The organism is Streptomyces sp. NPDC002156 (assembly GCF_053593675.1).
The window spans coordinates 1-16,565 of sequence record NZ_JBSFDA010000209.1; the positions used below are offsets into that span (position 1 = coordinate 1).

A 16,565-nucleotide genomic window follows, 5' to 3' on the forward strand; every position below is an offset into this window, starting at 1 on the left:
TGGCGGGACCGGGCCCTCGGCACTATTACAGCGCCCCGCAAGGGGCCTGTAAGGGGCGCGGGGAACTGCGCGACCAGCCCCCACCGGCCCGCAGCCAAATAACCGCCCATCCCGCGGAGCGCAACGCAAAAGGGCGGGGCCCCGGATGAAAATCCGGGGCCCCGCCCTGAACGCCGCCGACGCCTAAGGCGTACTAAAGGCCGTCAGTTGTCGTCCTCGTCGATCAGGAACCCACGCATCGGCGAGGGAGCCTGACCCATCGGGGACGGGCCCTGCGGCCGGACCGGAGCCATGGGCTGGGTCATGGCCGGAGACATCTGCTGCTGGCCGCCGTAGGACGGAGCAGCCGGGCCGGGGCCACCCATGCCCTGGTTGCCGCCGTACGACTGCGCACCGGCGCCGGCCGGAGCCATCGAGGGCGCCGGGGACGGCGGCAGGGACGCCGTGGCCGGAGTACGCGGCGGAGCCAGCGAGTCGTCGGCCTGGGTCTCCAGCTGACGCAGCTGCGACTCCAGGTAGGACTTCAGACGGGTGCGGTACTCGCGCTCGAAGCCGCGCAGATCCTCGACCTTGCGCTCCAGCGTGGCGCGGGCGGACTCCAGGGAGCCCATCGCGACGCGGTGCTTCTCCTGCGCGTCCCGCTCAAGCGCGTCGGCCTTGGCGCGGGCGTCGCGCTCCAGGCCCTCGGCGCGGCTGCGGGCCTCGCCGACGATCTTGTTGGCCTCGGAACGGGCCTCGGCGATCGCCTGGTCGGCGGTCTGCTGGGCCAGCGAGAGAACACGCGCGGCACTGTCGCCACCGGGACCCTGGCCGGGGCCGCCCATCTGCGGGGGGCCACCCATGGGACCGCCCATCGGGCCGCCCATCTGCTGCATCTGACCCTGCATCTGCTGACCGGGCATCTGCTGCATCTGGCCGGGCATGCCGCCCTGGCCCATCTGCCCTTGCATCGGACCCTGGCCCATGGGGCCCTGACCCATCTGTCCCTGCATCGGGTTCTGACCCATGGGGCCCTGACCCATCGGGCCGGGACCCTGCGGGCCACCCTGGCCACCGGGGCCGGGGGGCAACTGCGGCGCACCGCTGGGCAGCTGGGGCGGGCCGCCCATGGGGCCGCCCATCTGCTGCTGCGGCGGGCCCGATATGCCGGCGGGCACCGGGCCGCCCGGTCCTCGCATGCCCTGCTGGGGCATTCCCTGCTGAGGCATGCCTTGCTGGGGCATGCCCTGTTGCTGCATGCCCTGCTGCTGATCCTGTTCCGGAGGCTTGCGCATGCCCTGCTGCTGGTTCTGCGCGGCGGCGCGCGTGGCAGCGGCCAGCTTGGCGCGCAGATCCTCGTTCTCGCGGAGCAGGCGGGTCAGTTCGGCTTCGACCTCGTCGAGGAAGGCATCGACCTCGTCCTCGTCATAGCCTTCTCGGAGGCGGACGGTCGTGAACTGCTTGTTCCGCACATCCTCGGGGGTCAACGGCATCTCTTCACCTCAACGTAGTCATCGGCAGTCGGCAAGACCGTATCGTCCACAGTCACCCCGCGAGTTTGGTCACGACGGTGATCAGGATGTAGACGATGATCATCAGTACGAAGAAGGACAGGTCAAGTGCCACGCCCCCGAGACGCAGCGGCGGAATGAACCGCCGCAGAAGCTTGAGCGGTGGATCAGTGACAGTGTAGGTGGCCTCGAGAACGACCACCATCGCCTTGCCAGGCTGCCACGAACGGGCGAACTGGAAGACGTAATCCATGACCAACCGGAAGATCAGCACGATGAGGAAACACATCAGCGCGACGTAGAGCACTTGTAGAACCACGCTCATGATCCGTGCTTCCCTCTCCCCTGTTCGGTACTGCTGTCTGGCCCTGCGTTTCAGCTCTGGTTGAAGAACCCGCCCTCTGCGATGCGGGCCTTGTCCTCCGCCGTGACATCGACGTTAGCAGGCGACAACAGGAACACCTTCTGCGTCACCCGCTCGATGCTGCCGTGAAGACCAAACACCAAACCGGCCGCAAAGTCGACAAGTCGCTTCGCATCTGTGTCATCCATCTCAGTGAGATTCATGATCACCGGCGTGCCCTCACGGAAGTGTTCCCCGATGGTACGGGCCTCGTTGTAGGTCCGGGGGTGGAGTGTGGTGATCCGGTAAGGCTCTCGTTCCGACACGACCTTGGGCATGATCACCGGTGCGTTCTTCTCCAGGCTTTGACGTTCTTGTGTGATGGATGCCACGGGCGCGATCCGCGCCGGACGCCCGGATTCCGCGCCGAGCGAAGCGGAATGCGGCACCGGATCACGCGGCGCGGACGGCTGCACCACTCGTACCGATTCGTCCCTTTGGGACTGATGAGGCTGGTGGGACTGGTGCGAACCGTGCGACTGGTGCGAGGGCTCACGCCGCCGCAGGTCGCGCTCGGGCTCCGGGTCCAGTTCGGGTTCGAAGTCGTCATCGGGGTCGAATCCCCGGCCGTCGTACCCATCGTCCTCCACGAGGCCGAGGTAGACCGCCATCTTGCGCATCGCGCCGGCCATGCTCCGAGTCCTCCGCTCTGTGGTGGATCGACTGACGAATGCCAAGTGCCCGCGATCCACGAGGTCGTTATGACCGCCCATCGGCGGTAATGACCATATTTTCTGCTGTGGTCCGACTTCCTGGCGACGTTACCCGAGCCTGGGACGGACTCCGAGTACCGCACTGCCGACGCGCACATGTGTCGCTCCGGCCGCCACGGCCTGTTCGAGGTCCGCACTCATCCCTGCGGACACCATGTTCGCAGCCGGATGCGTGCGGCGCATAGCAGTCGACAAATCCATCAGCCGCTCGAACGCCGCCAGTTCACGTCCCGCGTACGGTCCGGTCAATGGTGCGACGGTCATCAGACCGTCGAGCCGGAGCCCCTCGGCCCCCGCCACGAGGTCGGCCAACTCCCCGATCCCGCCCGGCCCGACGCCTCCGCGCTCCCCTCGCCCGCTCTCCTCCGCGTCGAGCGCGACCTGGATCAGACAGCCCACCTCACGCCCCGCCCGCACGGCCTCCTTCGACAACCCCGAGACCAGCCGGTCACGGTCGACGGACTGCACGACTGAGGCGTAACCGACCACGGAACGCACCTTGTTGGTCTGCAACTGGCCCACGAAGTGCCAGGTGAGCGGCAGATCCGCGCATGCCTCGGCCTTGGGCGCCGCGTCCTGGTCCCGATTCTCGGCCACATGCCGCACACCCAGCTCACACAGAATCCGCACATCGCTCGCGGGGTAGGTCTTGGTGACGACGATCAGCGTCACCTCCTCGCGCTTGCGGCCCGCCGCCGAGCAGGCCGCCGCGATCCGCTCCTCCACCGCCGCCAGATTTACGGCGAGTTCGTCCCTGCGTTCCGTCATGTCCTATCAGTCCAGCCAGACATAGCCCGCGAGCCGCCCGGTCGTGCGGTCCCGTCGGTACGAGAAGTGGTCGGCGGACTCCCGGGTGCACACCGGCGACTGCTCCCGGTCGCGCACCCCGAGCCGCTCCAACTGCGCGTGCACCCCCGCGGCCACGTCGACCGCCGGGGTGCCCCAGCTGGTCTCCGCGTACGCGGCCGGTTCGACGGCGGCGACCTCGGCTCGCATCTCCTCCGGCACTTCGTAGCACCGTCCGCAGACGGCGGGGCCGGTGCGGGCGACGATCCGGGCGGGGTCGGCGCCGAGCGATTCCATGGCGTCCACGGCGGCGGGGACGATTCCGGCGACCATACCGGGCCGGCCCGCGTGGGCCGCCGCGACCACCCCGGCCACCGGGTCGGCCAGCAGGACCGGTACGCAGTCGGCGGTGAGGACGGCCAGTGCGAGACCGCGGGTGGCGGTCACCAGGCCGTCCACGGGCGGGGTGAGACGGGTGGTCCACGGCCCGTCGACCTCGGCGACGAGGTTGCCGTGCACCTGGTTCATCCAGACCACCCGGTCCGGGTCGAGACCCAGCGACTTGGCGGCCAGTTCACGGTTCGTGCGTACGGCGTCGGGGTCGTCGCCGACCGCTCCGCCGAGGTTGAGCTCCTCGTACGGAACGGCGCTCACCCCGCCCCACCGGTCGGTGAAGGCGAAGTGCGCGCCGCTCGCGTCGCTCGTTCCGGAGCGCTGTCCTATCACTTCAGGAAGTCCGGCACGTCCAGCTCCTCGGCCGCGCTGTCCGAGTAGGACCGGGACGGCGGGACCGGCGGGGAGACCGGGAGTTCGTTGACCGGCTCCGGGGCGGGTGCCGTGGCCTCCTTCGGGGTGACGCTGCCGAGCGAGCCGAAGGACGGACGGCTCTCGGCCCGTACCGGCGTGGGTTCGTCGCGCTTGGCGCCGGCCGAGCCGAGGATGTTGTCGCGCTTGGCCGGGGGCTGGCCCCCGTCGAAGCCGGCCGCGATGACCGTGACCCGGACCTCGTCCCCGAGCGCGTCGTCGATGACGGCGCCGAAGATGATGTTGGCCTCCGGGTGTGCGGCCTCGCTGACCAGCTGGGCGGCCTCGTTGATCTCGAACAGGCCGAGGTCGGAGCCGCCGGAGATGGAGAGCAGGACGCCCCGGGCGCCGTCGATGGAGGCTTCGAGGAGCGGCGAGGAGATCGCCATCTCGGCAGCCGCCACCGCGCGGTCGTCGCCACGGGCCGAACCGATGCCCATGAGGGCCGAACCCGCCTCGGACATCACGGACTTGACGTCCGCGAAGTCGAGGTTGATCAGACCGGGGGTGGTGATGAGGTCGGTGATGCCCTGGACACCGGAGAGCAGGACCTGGTCCGCCGACTTGAAGGCGTCGAGGACCGAGACCTGGCGGTCCGAGATGGACAGGAGCCGGTCGTTGGGGATGACGATGAGGGTGTCGACCTCTTCGCGGAGTTCCGCGATGCCGTCCTCGGCCTGGTTGGCGCGGCGCCGTCCCTCGAACGTGAAGGGGCGGGTGACCACGCCGATGGTGAGGGCGCCGAGGTTGCGGGCGATGTTGGCCACGACGGGCGCGCCGCCGGTGCCGGTGCCGCCACCCTCGCCGGCCGTCACGAAGACCATGTCGGCCCCCTTGAGGACCTCCTCGATCTCCTCGCGGTGGTCCTCGGCCGCCTTGCGGCCGACGGCCGGGTTGGCTCCGGCGCCGAGTCCGCGGGTGAGTTCGCGGCCGACGTCGAGTTTGACGTCGGCGTCGCTCATCAACAGCGCCTGCGCGTCGGTGTTGATGGCGATGAACTCGACGCCCTTCAGACCGACCTCGATCATCCGGTTGATGGCATTGACACCACCGCCGCCGACACCGATGACTTTGATGACTGCGAGGTAGTTCTGCGGTGCTGCCACGTCGAAGGCCTCTCGCCTCGAGTTACGTGTCGCCGCCTCGCGGTGCCGCGAACCGACAACTCATGCCGAAGTGGGACGGTCCGAACGCCGACCCGAACCCTAACGTTGAAGTTTAGGGTTACCAGTGTGTCTGTTCCTTGGACTCTTCCGAACAGGACACTAAGTCGACAAGTGGCGCACGTTCAACGAACACGCCGAACCTCCCGTTTTTCTTTTCACCCTATGTGATCAGGCATAGCCATGCCCAACCAGGGTGCTGGCCTGCGCGGATGTGCGTCAACTCCCTGATGACGCAGGGGCGGTGGGAACGCTCACGTCGAAGTGCCGCGCCCCCGGAGCCGCTTTCATGAGAGCCGTGAGGGCCCGCGCCTTCGCCTCGCCCTGCTCACCGCTCCCCCACGCGACGGTCCGGCCGTCGCCCAACTCCAGCGAGATGGAGTCGTACGAACGGACCTTGACGGCCTCGGTGAGGCGCGCGACGGTACTCGGCAGGTCGCCCGCCACCCGCACCGCCTCCCGCGTCAGCCGGTCACTGCCGAAACGGCGCAGACTCGCGGTCTGCGAACCGGTCCGGGACAGCGTCAATTCCAATGCGGGTACGCCTTCCGGGGCGCGGGAAACCGTCGCGAAACGCACGCCTTTCGCGTCCACTTCGACATACTTGCTCCCATTCCCAGGGCTTTTGACAATCAGCACAGGGGTGCGTTCGACCACTTTCAGCCCGATTCCGTGCGGCCAGGATCGAGTGACCTCAACCGAGTCAATTCGGGGCAATTTTCTGAGCAGTCGGGACTCAATGGCGCCGGTGTCGACGGAAACGAGCGGATCCCCGACCGGCACGTCGGCGGCTTCGCGCACCTGTGCCTGCGTCAGAACCCCGGTCCCCGACACCGATACGCGCTCCACGCGCGTCCACCGGGACCCGTAGAGGACCCACAGGACGCCTCCGCCGAGGAGGAGCAGGGCGAGGGCCAGGATGACGATCGTACGAACCCTGCGCGGCCCCAACCGCCGCAGGAGGCCCGGCAGACGGGGCGGGCCGGAGGTGTCCTGCTGTCGTTCGCCGCGTTCGGCGGTCGTAGCTCCGGCCACGCGCCCTGCCTTCCTCGTCGTCGCCTAGCGGTGGCGTGAGGCGATCGCCTCGTACACCATGCCGACGAGTAGGTCGTCGGCGTCCCGGCGGCCGAACTCGCTGGCGGCGCGGGACATCTCGTACAGCCGGTGGGGGTCGGCGAGCACGGGCAGGACGTGTCGCTGCACCCACTCGGGCGTCAGGTCCGCGTCGTCGACCAGGAGTCCGCCGCCGGCCTTGACCACCGGCTGGGCGTTGAGCCGCTGTTCGCCGTTGCCGATGGGCAGCGGGACGTAGGCGGCCGGGAGTCCGACGGCGGAGAGTTCGGCGACGGTCATCGCGCCCGCGCGGCACAGCATCATGTCGGCCGCGGCGTACGCGAGGTCCATCCGGTCCACGTACGGTACCGGGATGTAGGGGGGCATCCCCGGCATCTGGTGTACCTGCGGCAGTTCATTCTTCGGGCCGACCGCGTGCAGCACCTGGATGCCGGCCTGCTGGAGGTACGGTGCGACCCGCTCGATCACCTCGTTGAGGTGCCGGGCGCCCTGTGAGCCGCCCGAGACCAGCAGCGTCGGCAGGCTCGGGTCGAGCCCGAACGCGGCGCGTGCCTCGGGGCGTACGGCGGCGCGGTCCAGGGTGGCGATGGAGCGGCGCAGGGGGATGCCGATGTAGCGGGCGTCGCGGAGCTTGCTGTCCGGGGTGGAGACGGCAACCTGGGCGGCGTACCGCGAACCGATCTTGTTGGCGAGGCCGGGGCGGGCGTTGGCCTCGTGGACGACGATCGGCACACCGAGGCGCTTGGCGGCGAGGTAGCCGGGCAGGGCCACATAGCCGCCGAAGCCGACGACGCAGTCGGCCTTGGTGCGCTCCAGGATCTGCTCGGCGGCCTTGATCGTGCCGCGCAGCCGCCCGGGGACGGTGATCAGTTCGGGGGTGGGCTTGCGTGGCAGGGGGACCGCGGGGATCAGCGCCAGGTCATAGCCCCGTTCGGGAACGAGCCGGGTCTCCAGACCGCGTTCCGTGCCCAGGGCCGTGATCCCCACGGTGGGATCAGCCCTGCGCAGGGCGTCCGCGAGGGCGAGCGCGGGCTCGATGTGGCCGGCGGTCCCCCCACCGGCGAGTACGACATGCACCGAAATTCACCGCTCTCCGGACGAACGCGCCGCCGAGGCACGCCGTCGCATCGTGTTCCATCTCCGGGGGCTCCGATCGGACACCGGACCCCCGGCCCCCCGTTTTCTACCAAAGCGGGGTTGCCGCAACGAAAGCGCCGCCCGCGCACCCGGTTCGTCGCGTGCGAAGGCGATCAGCAGTCCGATGGCGAACATGGTCGGCAGCAGGGCGGAACCCCCGTAGGAGAACAGCGGGAGCGGAACGCCGGCGATCGGCAGCAGGCCGAGCACCGCACCGATGTTGACCACCGCCTGAGCGGTGATCCACGTCGTCACGCCTCCCGCGGCATACCTCACGAAGGGGTCCTCCGTGCGTCCGGCCACGCGGATACCCGCATAGCCTAGAGCCGCGAAGAGGGCGAGCACCGACAGCGTCCCCGCGAGGCCCAGTTCCTCACCGGTGACGGCGAAGATGAAGTCCGTGTGCGCTTCGGGTAGTTGCCCCCATTTTTCCACACTCGCGCCGAGGCCCGACCCGAACAGGCCACCGGAGGCGAGCGCGTAGATCCCGTGCACGGCCTGCCAGCAGGAGGTGGCCCCGGTGCCCGGCTCGGTGGCGCCGATGCACTGGAAGCGGGCCATACGGTTGGGGCTGGTCTTGATGAGAACAAGCCCGATGAACACGGCGATCGACAGCACACCCACGAACAGCCGCGTGGGCGCCCCGGCCAGCCAGAGCAGCCCGAACAGGACGGCGGTGAGGATGATCGCCGTCCCCATGTCGCCGCCGAGCATGATCAGGCCGAGCAGCATGAACGTCACGGGGACGAGCGGCACCAGCATGTGCTTCCACTGCGTGAGCAGCCGCTTGTCCTCTTTGCGGGCGATGAGGTCGGCGCCCCACAGCACCAGGGCGAGCTTGCCGAACTCGCTGGGCTGGATCAGGAAGGAGCCGCCCAGCGAGATCCAGTTCTGGTTCCCGTTGATGGACACCCCTATCCCCGGCACCTGCACGAGGACCATCATGAAGACGGACCCGGCGAGGATCGGATAGGCGAGCGCCCGGTGCAGCTTCACCGGCATCCGGGAGGCGGCGAACAGCAGCACCCCGCCGATCGTGGCGGCCAGCAACTGTTTGCGAAAGAAGAACGTCCCGGGCTTGGACAGTTGAAGCGCGGTGATCTGAGAGGCCGAGTAGACCATCACCAGCCCGAGCACGGTAATCAGCAGCGACCCACCAAGGATCACGTAGTAGGCGGTCAGCGGCCGGTCCCAGGCCCGCTGCAGCCGCCTGTGGAGGCTGCGTACGGGGTTGTCGCGGGGTGGGCGGGGGGCGGCGGGCCGCCGAACCCTGACGGCCCGCTGAACGGGCGGACGACCAGTACGGCTACTGGGCATGAGCACCTCCCGCACGACTACTGAAGGGCGCGCGCAGCGCCCCCTTCAGGGGCGCGGGGAACTGCGCGACAAGCCCCCACCGGACCCGCACCAGACAACGCACCGACAGTTCCCGAGCCACAACCAACCTCACGCGTCCCTCCAGGCACCGCGGCCGAAGACCGACCGTCAGGTCCCCGTACCGAGTTCGCGAACCGCCTGCGCGAACGCGTCACCGCGCTTGTTGTAGTTGGCGAACATGTCCATCGACGCACAGGCAGGCGCCAACAGCACCGTGTCCCCGGCACCGGCCAGGCCCCGCGCCGAGCGGACCGCCGCGAGCATCGCCCCAGTGTCGGTCCGGTCGAGGTCGACGACGGGTACCTCCGGCGCGTGTCGCGCGAGCGCTTCGCCGATGAGCGCCCGGTCGGCGCCGATCAGCACCACCCCGCGAAGTCGCTTTGCCGACTTGGCGACCAGCTCGTCGAAGGTCGCGCCCTTGGCGAGCCCGCCCGCGATCCACACGATCGACTCGTACGCGGCCAAGGAGGCCTCGGCCGCATGCGTGTTGGTCGCCTTGGAGTCGTCGACGTACGCCACCCCGTCCACGTCGGCCACGTGTGCGATGCGGTGCGCGTCCGGGGTGAAGGCCCGCAGGCCGTCCCGTACGGCCTTCGCGGGCACCCCGTAGGCCCGTGCGAGGGCAGCCGCGGCAAGGGCGTTGGCGATGTTGTGCGGGGCCGGCGGATTGACGTCCCCGACCTCGGCCAGTTCCTGGGCGTTCTGCTGCCGGTTCTCGACGAAGGCGCGGTCGACCAGGATGCCCTCCACGACGCCGAGTTGGGACGGCCCGGGCGCACCGAGCGTGAACCCGATCGCCCGGCAGCCCTCCTCGACGTCCGCGCCGCGCACCAGGTCCTCGGTGGACGGTTTGTCGGTGGCATCCACGTTGTAGACGCAGGCGACCCGATTGCCCTCGTAGATACGGCCCTTGTCGGCGGCGTACGCCTCCATGGAGCCGTGCCAGTCGAGGTGGTCGGGGGCGAGGTTGAGCACGGCGGCGGAGTGGGCGCGCAGGGAGGGCGCCCAGTGGAGCTGGTAGCTCGACAACTCGACGGCCAGGACGTCGTACGTCTCCTCGCCGAGGACCACGTCGATGATCGGTGTGCCGATGTTGCCGACGGCGGCCGTACGCAGGCCCGCCGCGCGCAGGATCGAGGCGAGCATCTGGGTCGTGGTCGTCTTGCCGTTCGTACCCGTGATGGCGAGCCAAGGTGCCGCATCCGGGCCGCGCAGCCGCCAGGCGATCTCCACGTCACCGACGACGTCCACGCCCGCCGACGCCGCCGCCGCGAACAGCGGTGAACTCGGCTTCCAGCCGGGCGAGGTGACGACCAGTTCGGTCCCCTCGGGCAGCGTCTCCGCGTCACCGAGGCGGACCTCGATGCCGTCCAGGGCCGCCGCGCGTTCCCGGTGGGCCTCGGAGTCACCGCCGTCCACGACGGTGACGACGGCGCCGAGGGCGGTCAGGGCACGGGCGGCGCTGATGCCGCTCACGCCGAGTCCGGCGACGGTGACACGCACGCCGTTCCAGTCGCTGCCCTGACCGGACGTCACTTGTCGGCCGCCCATCCCGCGTAGAAGATGCCCAGTCCGACGATCACGCAGATGCCCTGGATGATCCAGAAGCGGACCACGATGAGCACTTCGGACCAGCCCTTGAGCTCGAAGTGGTGCTGGAGTGGCGCCATCCGGAAGACCCGCTTGCCGGTCATCTTGAACGAGCCGACCTGGATGACCACCGACATGGTGATCAGGACGAACAGGCCGCCGAGGAGCGCAAGGAGCAGCTCCGTACGGGAGCAGATCGCGAGGCCGGCGAGCGCGCCGCCCAGGGCCAGCGAACCGGTGTCGCCCATGAAGATCTTGGCGGGCGACGTGTTCCACCACAGGAAGCCGAGACAGGCACCCATCAGCGCCGAGGAGACGACGGCGAGGTCCAGTGGATCTCGTACCTCGTAACAGGCGGACGGGTTGGTCAGGGTCGCCGCGTTGGCGCAGGACTCCTGGAACTGCCAGACGCCGATGAACGTGTACGCGCCGAAGACGAGGACGGAGGCGCCGGTGGCGAGGCCGTCCAGACCGTCCGTCAGGTTCACGCCGTTCGACATCGCAAGGATCATGAAGAGCGCCCAGACGACGAACAGCACCGGGCCGATCGACCAGCCGAAGTCCTGGACGAAGGAGAGCTTCGTCGAGGCCGGCGTGTTGCCGCGGTTGTCCGCGAACTGGAGCGAGAGCACCGCGAAGGCGATACCGCCGGTCAGCTGACCGGCCATCTTCGCCTTGGCCCGCAGACCGAGCGAGCGCCGCTTCACGATCTTGATGTAGTCGTCCAGGAAGCCGACCAGACCCATGCCGCCCATCAGACCGAGCACGAGCAGCCCGGAGAAGGTCGGCGGCTTGCCGGTGATCAGCTTGGACAGGAAGTACGCGGCGATCGTCGCCAGGATGAAGGCGATACCACCCATGGTCGGCGTACCGCGCTTGGCGTGGTGCTCGCGCGGGCCGTCGTCACGGATGTACTGGCCGTAGCCCTTGCGCGCCAGCAGTTTGATCAGCAGCGGGGTGCCGACCAGCGTCAGGAACATACCGATGACGCCCGAGAACAGGATCTGGTTCATCATCGGGCGGCGACCTCACCCTCGACGCCGCCGACGAGCAGCGCCTGCGCCACCCGTTCGAGCCCGACCGACCGGGACGCCTTCACGAGCACGACATCCCCCGGGCGCAGCTCGCTGCGCAACAGGTCGACAGCCGCCTGTGCGTCGGACACGTGCACCGACTCCTCACCCCACGAACCCTCGTTATATGCGCCCAGTTGGAGCCAGGACGCTTCCCTGCCCCCGACCGCGACGAGCTTGCCGACATTGAGCCGGACGGCGAGCCGTCCGACCGCGTCGTGCTCGGCGAGCGCCTCGTCCCCGAGCTCGGCCATCTTGCCGAGCACCGCCCACGTACGGCGTCCCTGGCCCATGGCGGCGAGCGCGCGCAAAGCGGCTCGCATGGACTCGGGGTTCGCGTTGTAGGCGTCGTTGACGATCGTCACGCCGTCCGGGCGCTCGGTGACCTCCATGCGCCAGCGGGAGAGGGAGCCCGCCTCGGAGAGCGCGGTGGCGATCTCGTCTGCGGACATGCCCAGCTCATGGGCGACGGCGGCCGCGGCGAGCGCGTTCGACACGTGATGCTCACCGTACAGGCGCATGGTCACGTCGCTTGCACCGGAGGGTGTGTGGAGCCTGAAGGCGGGCTGTCCCCTGTCCGTGAGTCGTACGTTCTCGGCGCGTACGTCCGCTTCGCCGGACTCTCCGAAGAAGATCACCTTCGCCTTTGTTCGAGCCGCCATGGCCCGTACGAGGGGATCGTCGGCGTTGAGGATCGCGGTGCCGCCGTCCGCCGCCGAGGGCAGTGCCTCGACGAGTTCGCCCTTCGCTTGTGCGATCTGCTCGCGGCCGCCGAACTCGCCGATGTGGGCGGTGCCGACGTTGATGACGAGGCCGATCCGCGGGGGCGTCAGATCCGTCAGGTAGCGGATGTGACCGATGCCGCGGGCGCCCATCTCCAGGACCAGGAACCTGGTCTCCTCGGTGGCGCTCAGCGCGGTCAGCGGGAGCCCGATCTCGTTGTTGAACGAGCCCGGCGTGAAGACGGTCGGCGCCTTGTGCCGGAGCACCTGGGCGATCAGGTCCTTGGTGCTGGTCTTGCCCGCGGAGCCGGTGAGGGCCACGAGGGTCGCGCCGAGCTTCCGGACCACGTGCCGCGCGAGGGCGCCCAGCGCCCGCTGTACGTCGTCCACGACGATCGCGGGTACGCCGACCTGACGGGACGCCAGTACGGCGACGGCGCCCGCCTCGACGACCTGGGCGGCGAAGTCGTGGCCGTCGACGTGCTCGCCGGCGAAGGCGACGAAGAGGCTGCCTGGCTCCACCTCACGGGAGTCCCTGACAACCTGTCCGGTGACCTGGACCGACGGATCCGGTATGTCGTAAGTCTGCCCGCCGACGACTGCTGCGATCTCGGCGAGGGAGAGGGCGATCACAAGTTCATCCCTGAGTCTTCTGGATGGCTTCTCGAAGCACCTGGCGGTCGTCGAACGGACGGACCACCCCGGCGATGTCCTGGCCCTGCTCATGGCCCTTGCCCGCGACCAGCACGGTGTCCCCGGGCCGTGCGCGGGCCACGGCGGCGGCGATGGCCGCGCCCCGGTCCTCGAACACCTGGACCTCGCCGCGCTCGTGCGCCGGCACGGAGGCCGCGCCCTGGAGCATCGTCGCGAGGATCGCGAGGGGGTCCTCGGAGCGGGGGTTGTCGGAGGTCAGTACGGCGGTGTCGGCGAGCCGGGCCGCTGCGGCGCCCATCGGCTCGCGCTTTGTCTTGTCCCGGTCGCCGCCACAGCCGAGTACGACGTGCAACTCGCCCTCGGTGACCTTGCGGAGGGCCCGCAGCACCGATTCGACGGCGTCCGTCTTGTGCGCGTAGTCGACGACCGCGAGATACGGCTGGCCCACGTCCACCCGCTCCAGGCGGCCCGGCACGCCCGGCACCGCTGCGATGCCGTCGGCGGCGGCCTGCGGGTCGAGCCCGGCCTCGGCGAGGGCGACGATCGCGGCGAGGGTGTTGGCGACGTTGAAGGTGCCCGCGAGCGGCGATCTGGCGCTGATCCGCTGGTCCTTGGGGCCGACCACGGTGAACGTCGAGTCCATCGGGCCGATCCGGACGTCGTCGGCGCGCCAGTCGGCGTCCGGGTGCCCCTCGGCGGAGAAGGTGACGACCGGTACGGCGGCCTCCTGGGCGAGCCGGCGGCCGTAGGCGTCGTCGTAGTTGACGATGCCGAGTTTGCTGCGTTCGGGAGTGAACAGCGCCGCCTTGGCCTGGAAGTAGTCCTCCATGCCGGAGTGGAACTCCATGTGTTCCGGGCTGAGGTTGTTGAACACGGCGATGTCGAAGACGCAGCCGTCGACCCGGCCGAGGACCAGCGCGTGGCTGGAGACCTCCATGGCGACCGCCTCGACCCCGCGCTCGCGCATCACCGCGAACAGGGCCTGGAGGTCGGTGGCCTCGGGCGTGGTGCGCTCCGACTTGATGCGCTCGTCGCCGATGCGCGTCTCGACCGTGCCGATCAGTCCGGTGGCCCGGTCCGTCTTCAGACCGCCCTCGACGAGGTACGCGGTGGTGGTCTTGCCGGAGGTGCCGGTGATGCCGATCTGGAGCAGGTCGCGCCCCGGACGGCCGTAGATCGTGGCCGCCAGTTCGCCCATCCGCGCGCGCGGGTCGTCGGCCACGAGCACCGGGAGGCCGGTGGCGGCGGCGCGCTCGGCGCCCGTCGGGTCGGTCAGCACGGCGGCGGCGCCGAGGCCGGCCGCCTGTGTGACGAAGTCGGCGCCGTGCAGCCGGGCCCCCGGGAGGGCGGCGTACAGGTCGCCGGGGCGGACGGCGCGGGAGTCGTGGGTGATGCCCGTGATCCCCGTGCTCCCGGTGTCCTCCGGGGTCCGGGGCTGTGGGGCACCCAGTTGTCCGGCCAGTTCCGCGAGGGGTGTGGCGGACACATGAGCCGGCCTCGGCGGTCCCGGATATGTCACAGGAACGCCCTTCTGGGTGGTTTGGTACTGATCAGCGTGTGGCACGGCGGTGAGCGTACCGGGCGCACCCCCGAGGGGGCGAAGTGAGGGCGCGGGCGGGGCGTGCGACGGGGCGCTGTTCCCCTGGTCGGGAGAGTCTGGGGTCACGGGCTGTTTCCTGGCTGGTTTCCGTGCTGATCAGGGTGTGAAGGTCACGGGGAGATTCGCGGCCTTGGCCCCGGTGGGCGGTACCTGAAGGGTCTTCAGGGCGAACTCCATGACCTCCTTGTAGATGGGGCCACAGATCTGGCCGCCGAAGTAACTGCCCTTGGTGGCGTTCTGGATGGCGCAGTAGACGGTGATGCGGGGGTTGTCGGCGGGCGCGAACCCGGCGAACGACGAGGTGTAGCCGTGGTAGCGGCCGGTGGCCGGATCCACGCGGTTGGCCGTACCTGTCTTGCCCGCCACGCGGTAGCCCGGGATGCGCGCCTTGGTGCCGGTGCCCTCCTCGTCGTCCACGACGGACTCCAGCATCCTGGCGAGGGTCTTCGCCGTCTCCTCGCTGACGACGCGGGTCTTCTTGGGCTCGGCGGCGGGGGTGAACCTGCCGTCGGCGCCCTTGGTGCCCCGGATCAGGCTCGGCTCCACGCGGACGCCGCCATTGGCGATCGTCGAGTAGACGGAGGCCGCCTGGAGCGCGTTGAGGGAGAAGCCCTGGCCGAAAGGAATCGTGAACTGCTGCGAGGTCGACCACTCGCCGGGCGACGCGAGGATGCCCTTGGTCTCGCCGGGGAAGTCGATCCCGGTGTAGCCGCCGATGCCGAACTTGCGCAGATAGGAGTAGAGGACCTGGTTGGACTGCGCCTGGCTCTTGCCGAGCTGGCCGGTGGCCAGGATGGTGCCGATGTTGCTGGACTTGGCGAGCACGCCGTTGAGCGTGAGGTACCAGGTGGGGTGGTTGATGTCGTCCTTGAAGAGCCGGTCGCCCCGGTGCAGCCGGTTGGGTACGACGACATGCGTCGCGGGCGTGGCGACGTTCTCCTCGAGTACGGCGGCCATCGACATGACCTTGGCGGTGGAACCGGGCTCGTAGGCGTCCTGGAGGGCCGCGTTGCCCAGCGCGTCCGGGTTCGCCTGGGTCAGGTCGTTGGGGTCGAAGCCGGGCGAGTTGGCCATGGCCAGGATCTGTCCGGTCCGGGTGTCCTGCACTATCACGTACCCGCGGTCCGCCTTCGATTCCTTCACCTGCTCGGTGATGGCGTTCTGCGCGGCCCACTGGATGTCGCGGTCGATGGTCAGTTCGACGTCGGTACCGGGCACGGCGGGTGTCTCGGTGGAATCGGCGGTGGGCACCTGCCGTCCCCCTGACTGCGCGTACCGGATCTTGCCGTCCTGCCCGGCCAGTTCGCCGTTCAGCTGCTGTTCGAGGCCGCCGCCGCCCTTGCCGTCGGCGCTGACCCAGCCCAGCAGTCCGGCGGCGAGTCCGCCGTTCGGATAGACGCGCTTGCTCGCGGGCACGGCCAGCACACCGGCGAGGACGTTCACGGTGTCCGGGTCGGTTCCGGACTTGGCCGCCAGGGTCGACTTCAGATCCTTGATCTGCGTCCACACCTGGGGGGTCTGGCGGTGCGCGAGCAGCATGTAGCGCGTGTTCGGCGTCTTCAGCTTCTTGGCGACGGCGTCCGCGTCCTGCCCGAGGATCGGCGCGAGCAGAGCGGCGGCCTGCTCGGGGGCGTCGGCCAGTTTCGTGCTTTTCGGCGTGAACATCGTCGGGTCGGCGGTGATGTCGTACGCGTCCACGCTGGTCGCCAGTTCGACGCCGTTGCGGTCGGTGATCTCGCCGCGCTCGGCGGCCAGGGTGCGGCCGACGTACCGGTTCTGCTCGGCCTTGGCGGCGTACTCGCTCGCGTCGACGGCCTGCACCTGGAGCAGCCGTACGACGAAGGCGATCAGCACCAGGGCCAGCGCGAGGCTGACCATGCGCAGCCGGGGCCGGGGGCTGCCGAGCCGGATGACGTTGGATGACGATGCAACGTCCGCGATGCGCTCGATGGTCTGCCGCCGGAGCTTGATGAGCTGTT

The 16,565-nt window shown here is 69.5% G+C and carries 14 protein-coding genes; all 14 read right to left on the reverse strand.

Annotated features, from left to right (window positions below; translation table 11 throughout):
* Positions 1 to 203: 203 nt before the first annotated feature.
* Positions 204 to 1,472: a DivIVA domain-containing protein gene (locus tag ACWCRB_RS44010; RefSeq protein ID WP_451001438.1), complete on the reverse strand. Its 1,269-nt coding sequence runs from the start codon at positions 1,470 to 1,472 to the stop codon at positions 204 to 206.
* 52 nt (positions 1,473 to 1,524) lie between these two features.
* Complete coding sequence (locus ACWCRB_RS44015) at positions 1,525 to 1,815, reverse strand: YggT family protein (RefSeq protein ID WP_369035412.1); 291 nt, start codon at positions 1,813 to 1,815, stop codon at positions 1,525 to 1,527.
* Positions 1,816 to 1,865: 50 nt separating this feature from the next.
* Complete coding sequence (locus tag ACWCRB_RS44020; protein WP_369035411.1) at positions 1,866 to 2,525, reverse strand: cell division protein SepF; 660 nt, start codon at positions 2,523 to 2,525, stop codon at positions 1,866 to 1,868.
* 129 nt (positions 2,526 to 2,654) lie between these two features.
* Complete coding sequence (locus ACWCRB_RS44025; protein WP_451001439.1) at positions 2,655 to 3,374, reverse strand: YggS family pyridoxal phosphate-dependent enzyme; 720 nt, start codon at positions 3,372 to 3,374, stop codon at positions 2,655 to 2,657.
* 6 nt (positions 3,375 to 3,380) lie between these two features.
* On the reverse strand, positions 3,381 to 4,118 hold the full coding sequence (pgeF, locus tag ACWCRB_RS44030) for a peptidoglycan editing factor PgeF (RefSeq protein WP_451001440.1): 738 nt from the start codon (positions 4,116 to 4,118) through the stop codon (positions 3,381 to 3,383).
* Positions 4,115 to 5,302 (reverse strand): cell division protein FtsZ, encoded by a 1,188-nt coding sequence (ftsZ, locus tag ACWCRB_RS44035; protein WP_451001441.1) that lies wholly within the window; start codon positions 5,300 to 5,302, stop codon positions 4,115 to 4,117. Before ftsZ ends, pgeF begins: the two co-directional genes overlap by 4 nt.
* Before the next feature lie 276 nt (positions 5,303 to 5,578).
* A complete protein-coding gene (locus ACWCRB_RS44040; RefSeq protein ID WP_451001442.1) occupies positions 5,579 to 6,394 on the reverse strand; it encodes a cell division protein FtsQ/DivIB in 816 nt (271 codons plus the stop codon).
* 24 nt (positions 6,395 to 6,418) lie between these two features.
* A complete protein-coding gene (gene murG / locus ACWCRB_RS44045) occupies positions 6,419 to 7,510 on the reverse strand; it encodes an undecaprenyldiphospho-muramoylpentapeptide beta-N-acetylglucosaminyltransferase (RefSeq protein WP_389350145.1) in 1,092 nt (363 codons plus the stop codon).
* Positions 7,511 to 7,516: 6 nt separating this feature from the next.
* Positions 7,517 to 8,887: a putative lipid II flippase FtsW gene (gene ftsW, locus ACWCRB_RS44050; RefSeq protein WP_451001443.1), complete on the reverse strand. Its 1,371-nt coding sequence runs from the start codon at positions 8,885 to 8,887 to the stop codon at positions 7,517 to 7,519.
* Between the two features lie 168 nt (positions 8,888 to 9,055).
* Positions 9,056 to 10,498 (reverse strand): UDP-N-acetylmuramoyl-L-alanine--D-glutamate ligase, encoded by a 1,443-nt coding sequence (gene murD / locus ACWCRB_RS44055; protein WP_451001444.1) that lies wholly within the window; start codon positions 10,496 to 10,498, stop codon positions 9,056 to 9,058.
* Positions 10,480 to 11,553 (reverse strand): phospho-N-acetylmuramoyl-pentapeptide-transferase, encoded by a 1,074-nt coding sequence (gene mraY / locus ACWCRB_RS44060; RefSeq protein ID WP_451001445.1) that lies wholly within the window; start codon positions 11,551 to 11,553, stop codon positions 10,480 to 10,482. Before mraY ends, murD begins: the two co-directional genes overlap by 19 nt.
* The gene (locus tag ACWCRB_RS44065; RefSeq protein ID WP_451001446.1) at positions 11,550 to 12,965 is read right to left on the reverse strand and encodes a UDP-N-acetylmuramoyl-tripeptide--D-alanyl-D-alanine ligase; all 1,416 of its coding nucleotides are present in this window, start codon (positions 12,963 to 12,965) and stop codon (positions 11,550 to 11,552) included. The genes mraY and ACWCRB_RS44065 overlap by 4 nt, the downstream gene beginning before the upstream one ends.
* 4 nt (positions 12,966 to 12,969) lie before the next feature.
* Positions 12,970 to 14,505, reverse strand: coding sequence for a UDP-N-acetylmuramoyl-L-alanyl-D-glutamate--2,6-diaminopimelate ligase (locus ACWCRB_RS44070; protein ID WP_451001447.1), 1,536 nt, complete (start codon positions 14,503 to 14,505; stop codon positions 12,970 to 12,972).
* Between the two features lie 177 nt (positions 14,506 to 14,682).
* Positions 14,683 to 16,464: a peptidoglycan D,D-transpeptidase FtsI family protein gene (locus tag ACWCRB_RS44075; protein WP_451001448.1), complete on the reverse strand. Its 1,782-nt coding sequence runs from the start codon at positions 16,462 to 16,464 to the stop codon at positions 14,683 to 14,685.
* Positions 16,465 to 16,565: the final 101 nt, after the last annotated feature.

Coding starts and splice junctions, on each gene's coding strand:
- ACWCRB_RS44010 (WP_451001438.1), bottom strand. CDS start 1,472: ATGCCGTTGACCCCCGAGGATGTGCGGAACAAGCAGTTCACGACCGTC.
- ACWCRB_RS44015 (WP_369035412.1), bottom strand. CDS start 1,815: ATGAGCGTGGTTCTACAAGTGCTCTACGTCGCGCTGATGTGTTTCCTC.
- ACWCRB_RS44020 (WP_369035411.1), bottom strand. CDS start 2,525: ATGGCCGGCGCGATGCGCAAGATGGCGGTCTACCTCGGCCTCGTGGAG.
- ACWCRB_RS44025 (WP_451001439.1), bottom strand. CDS start 3,374: ATGACGGAACGCAGGGACGAACTCGCCGTAAATCTGGCGGCGGTGGAG.
- ftsW (WP_451001443.1), bottom strand. CDS start 8,887: ATGCCCAGTAGCCGTACTGGTCGTCCGCCCGTTCAGCGGGCCGTCAGG.
- murD (WP_451001444.1), bottom strand. CDS start 10,498: ATGGGCGGCCGACAAGTGACGTCCGGTCAGGGCAGCGACTGGAACGGC.
- mraY (WP_451001445.1), bottom strand. CDS start 11,553: ATGATGAACCAGATCCTGTTCTCGGGCGTCATCGGTATGTTCCTGACG.
- ACWCRB_RS44075 (WP_451001448.1), bottom strand. CDS start 16,464: ATGGTCAGCCTCGCGCTGGCCCTGGTGCTGATCGCCTTCGTCGTACGG.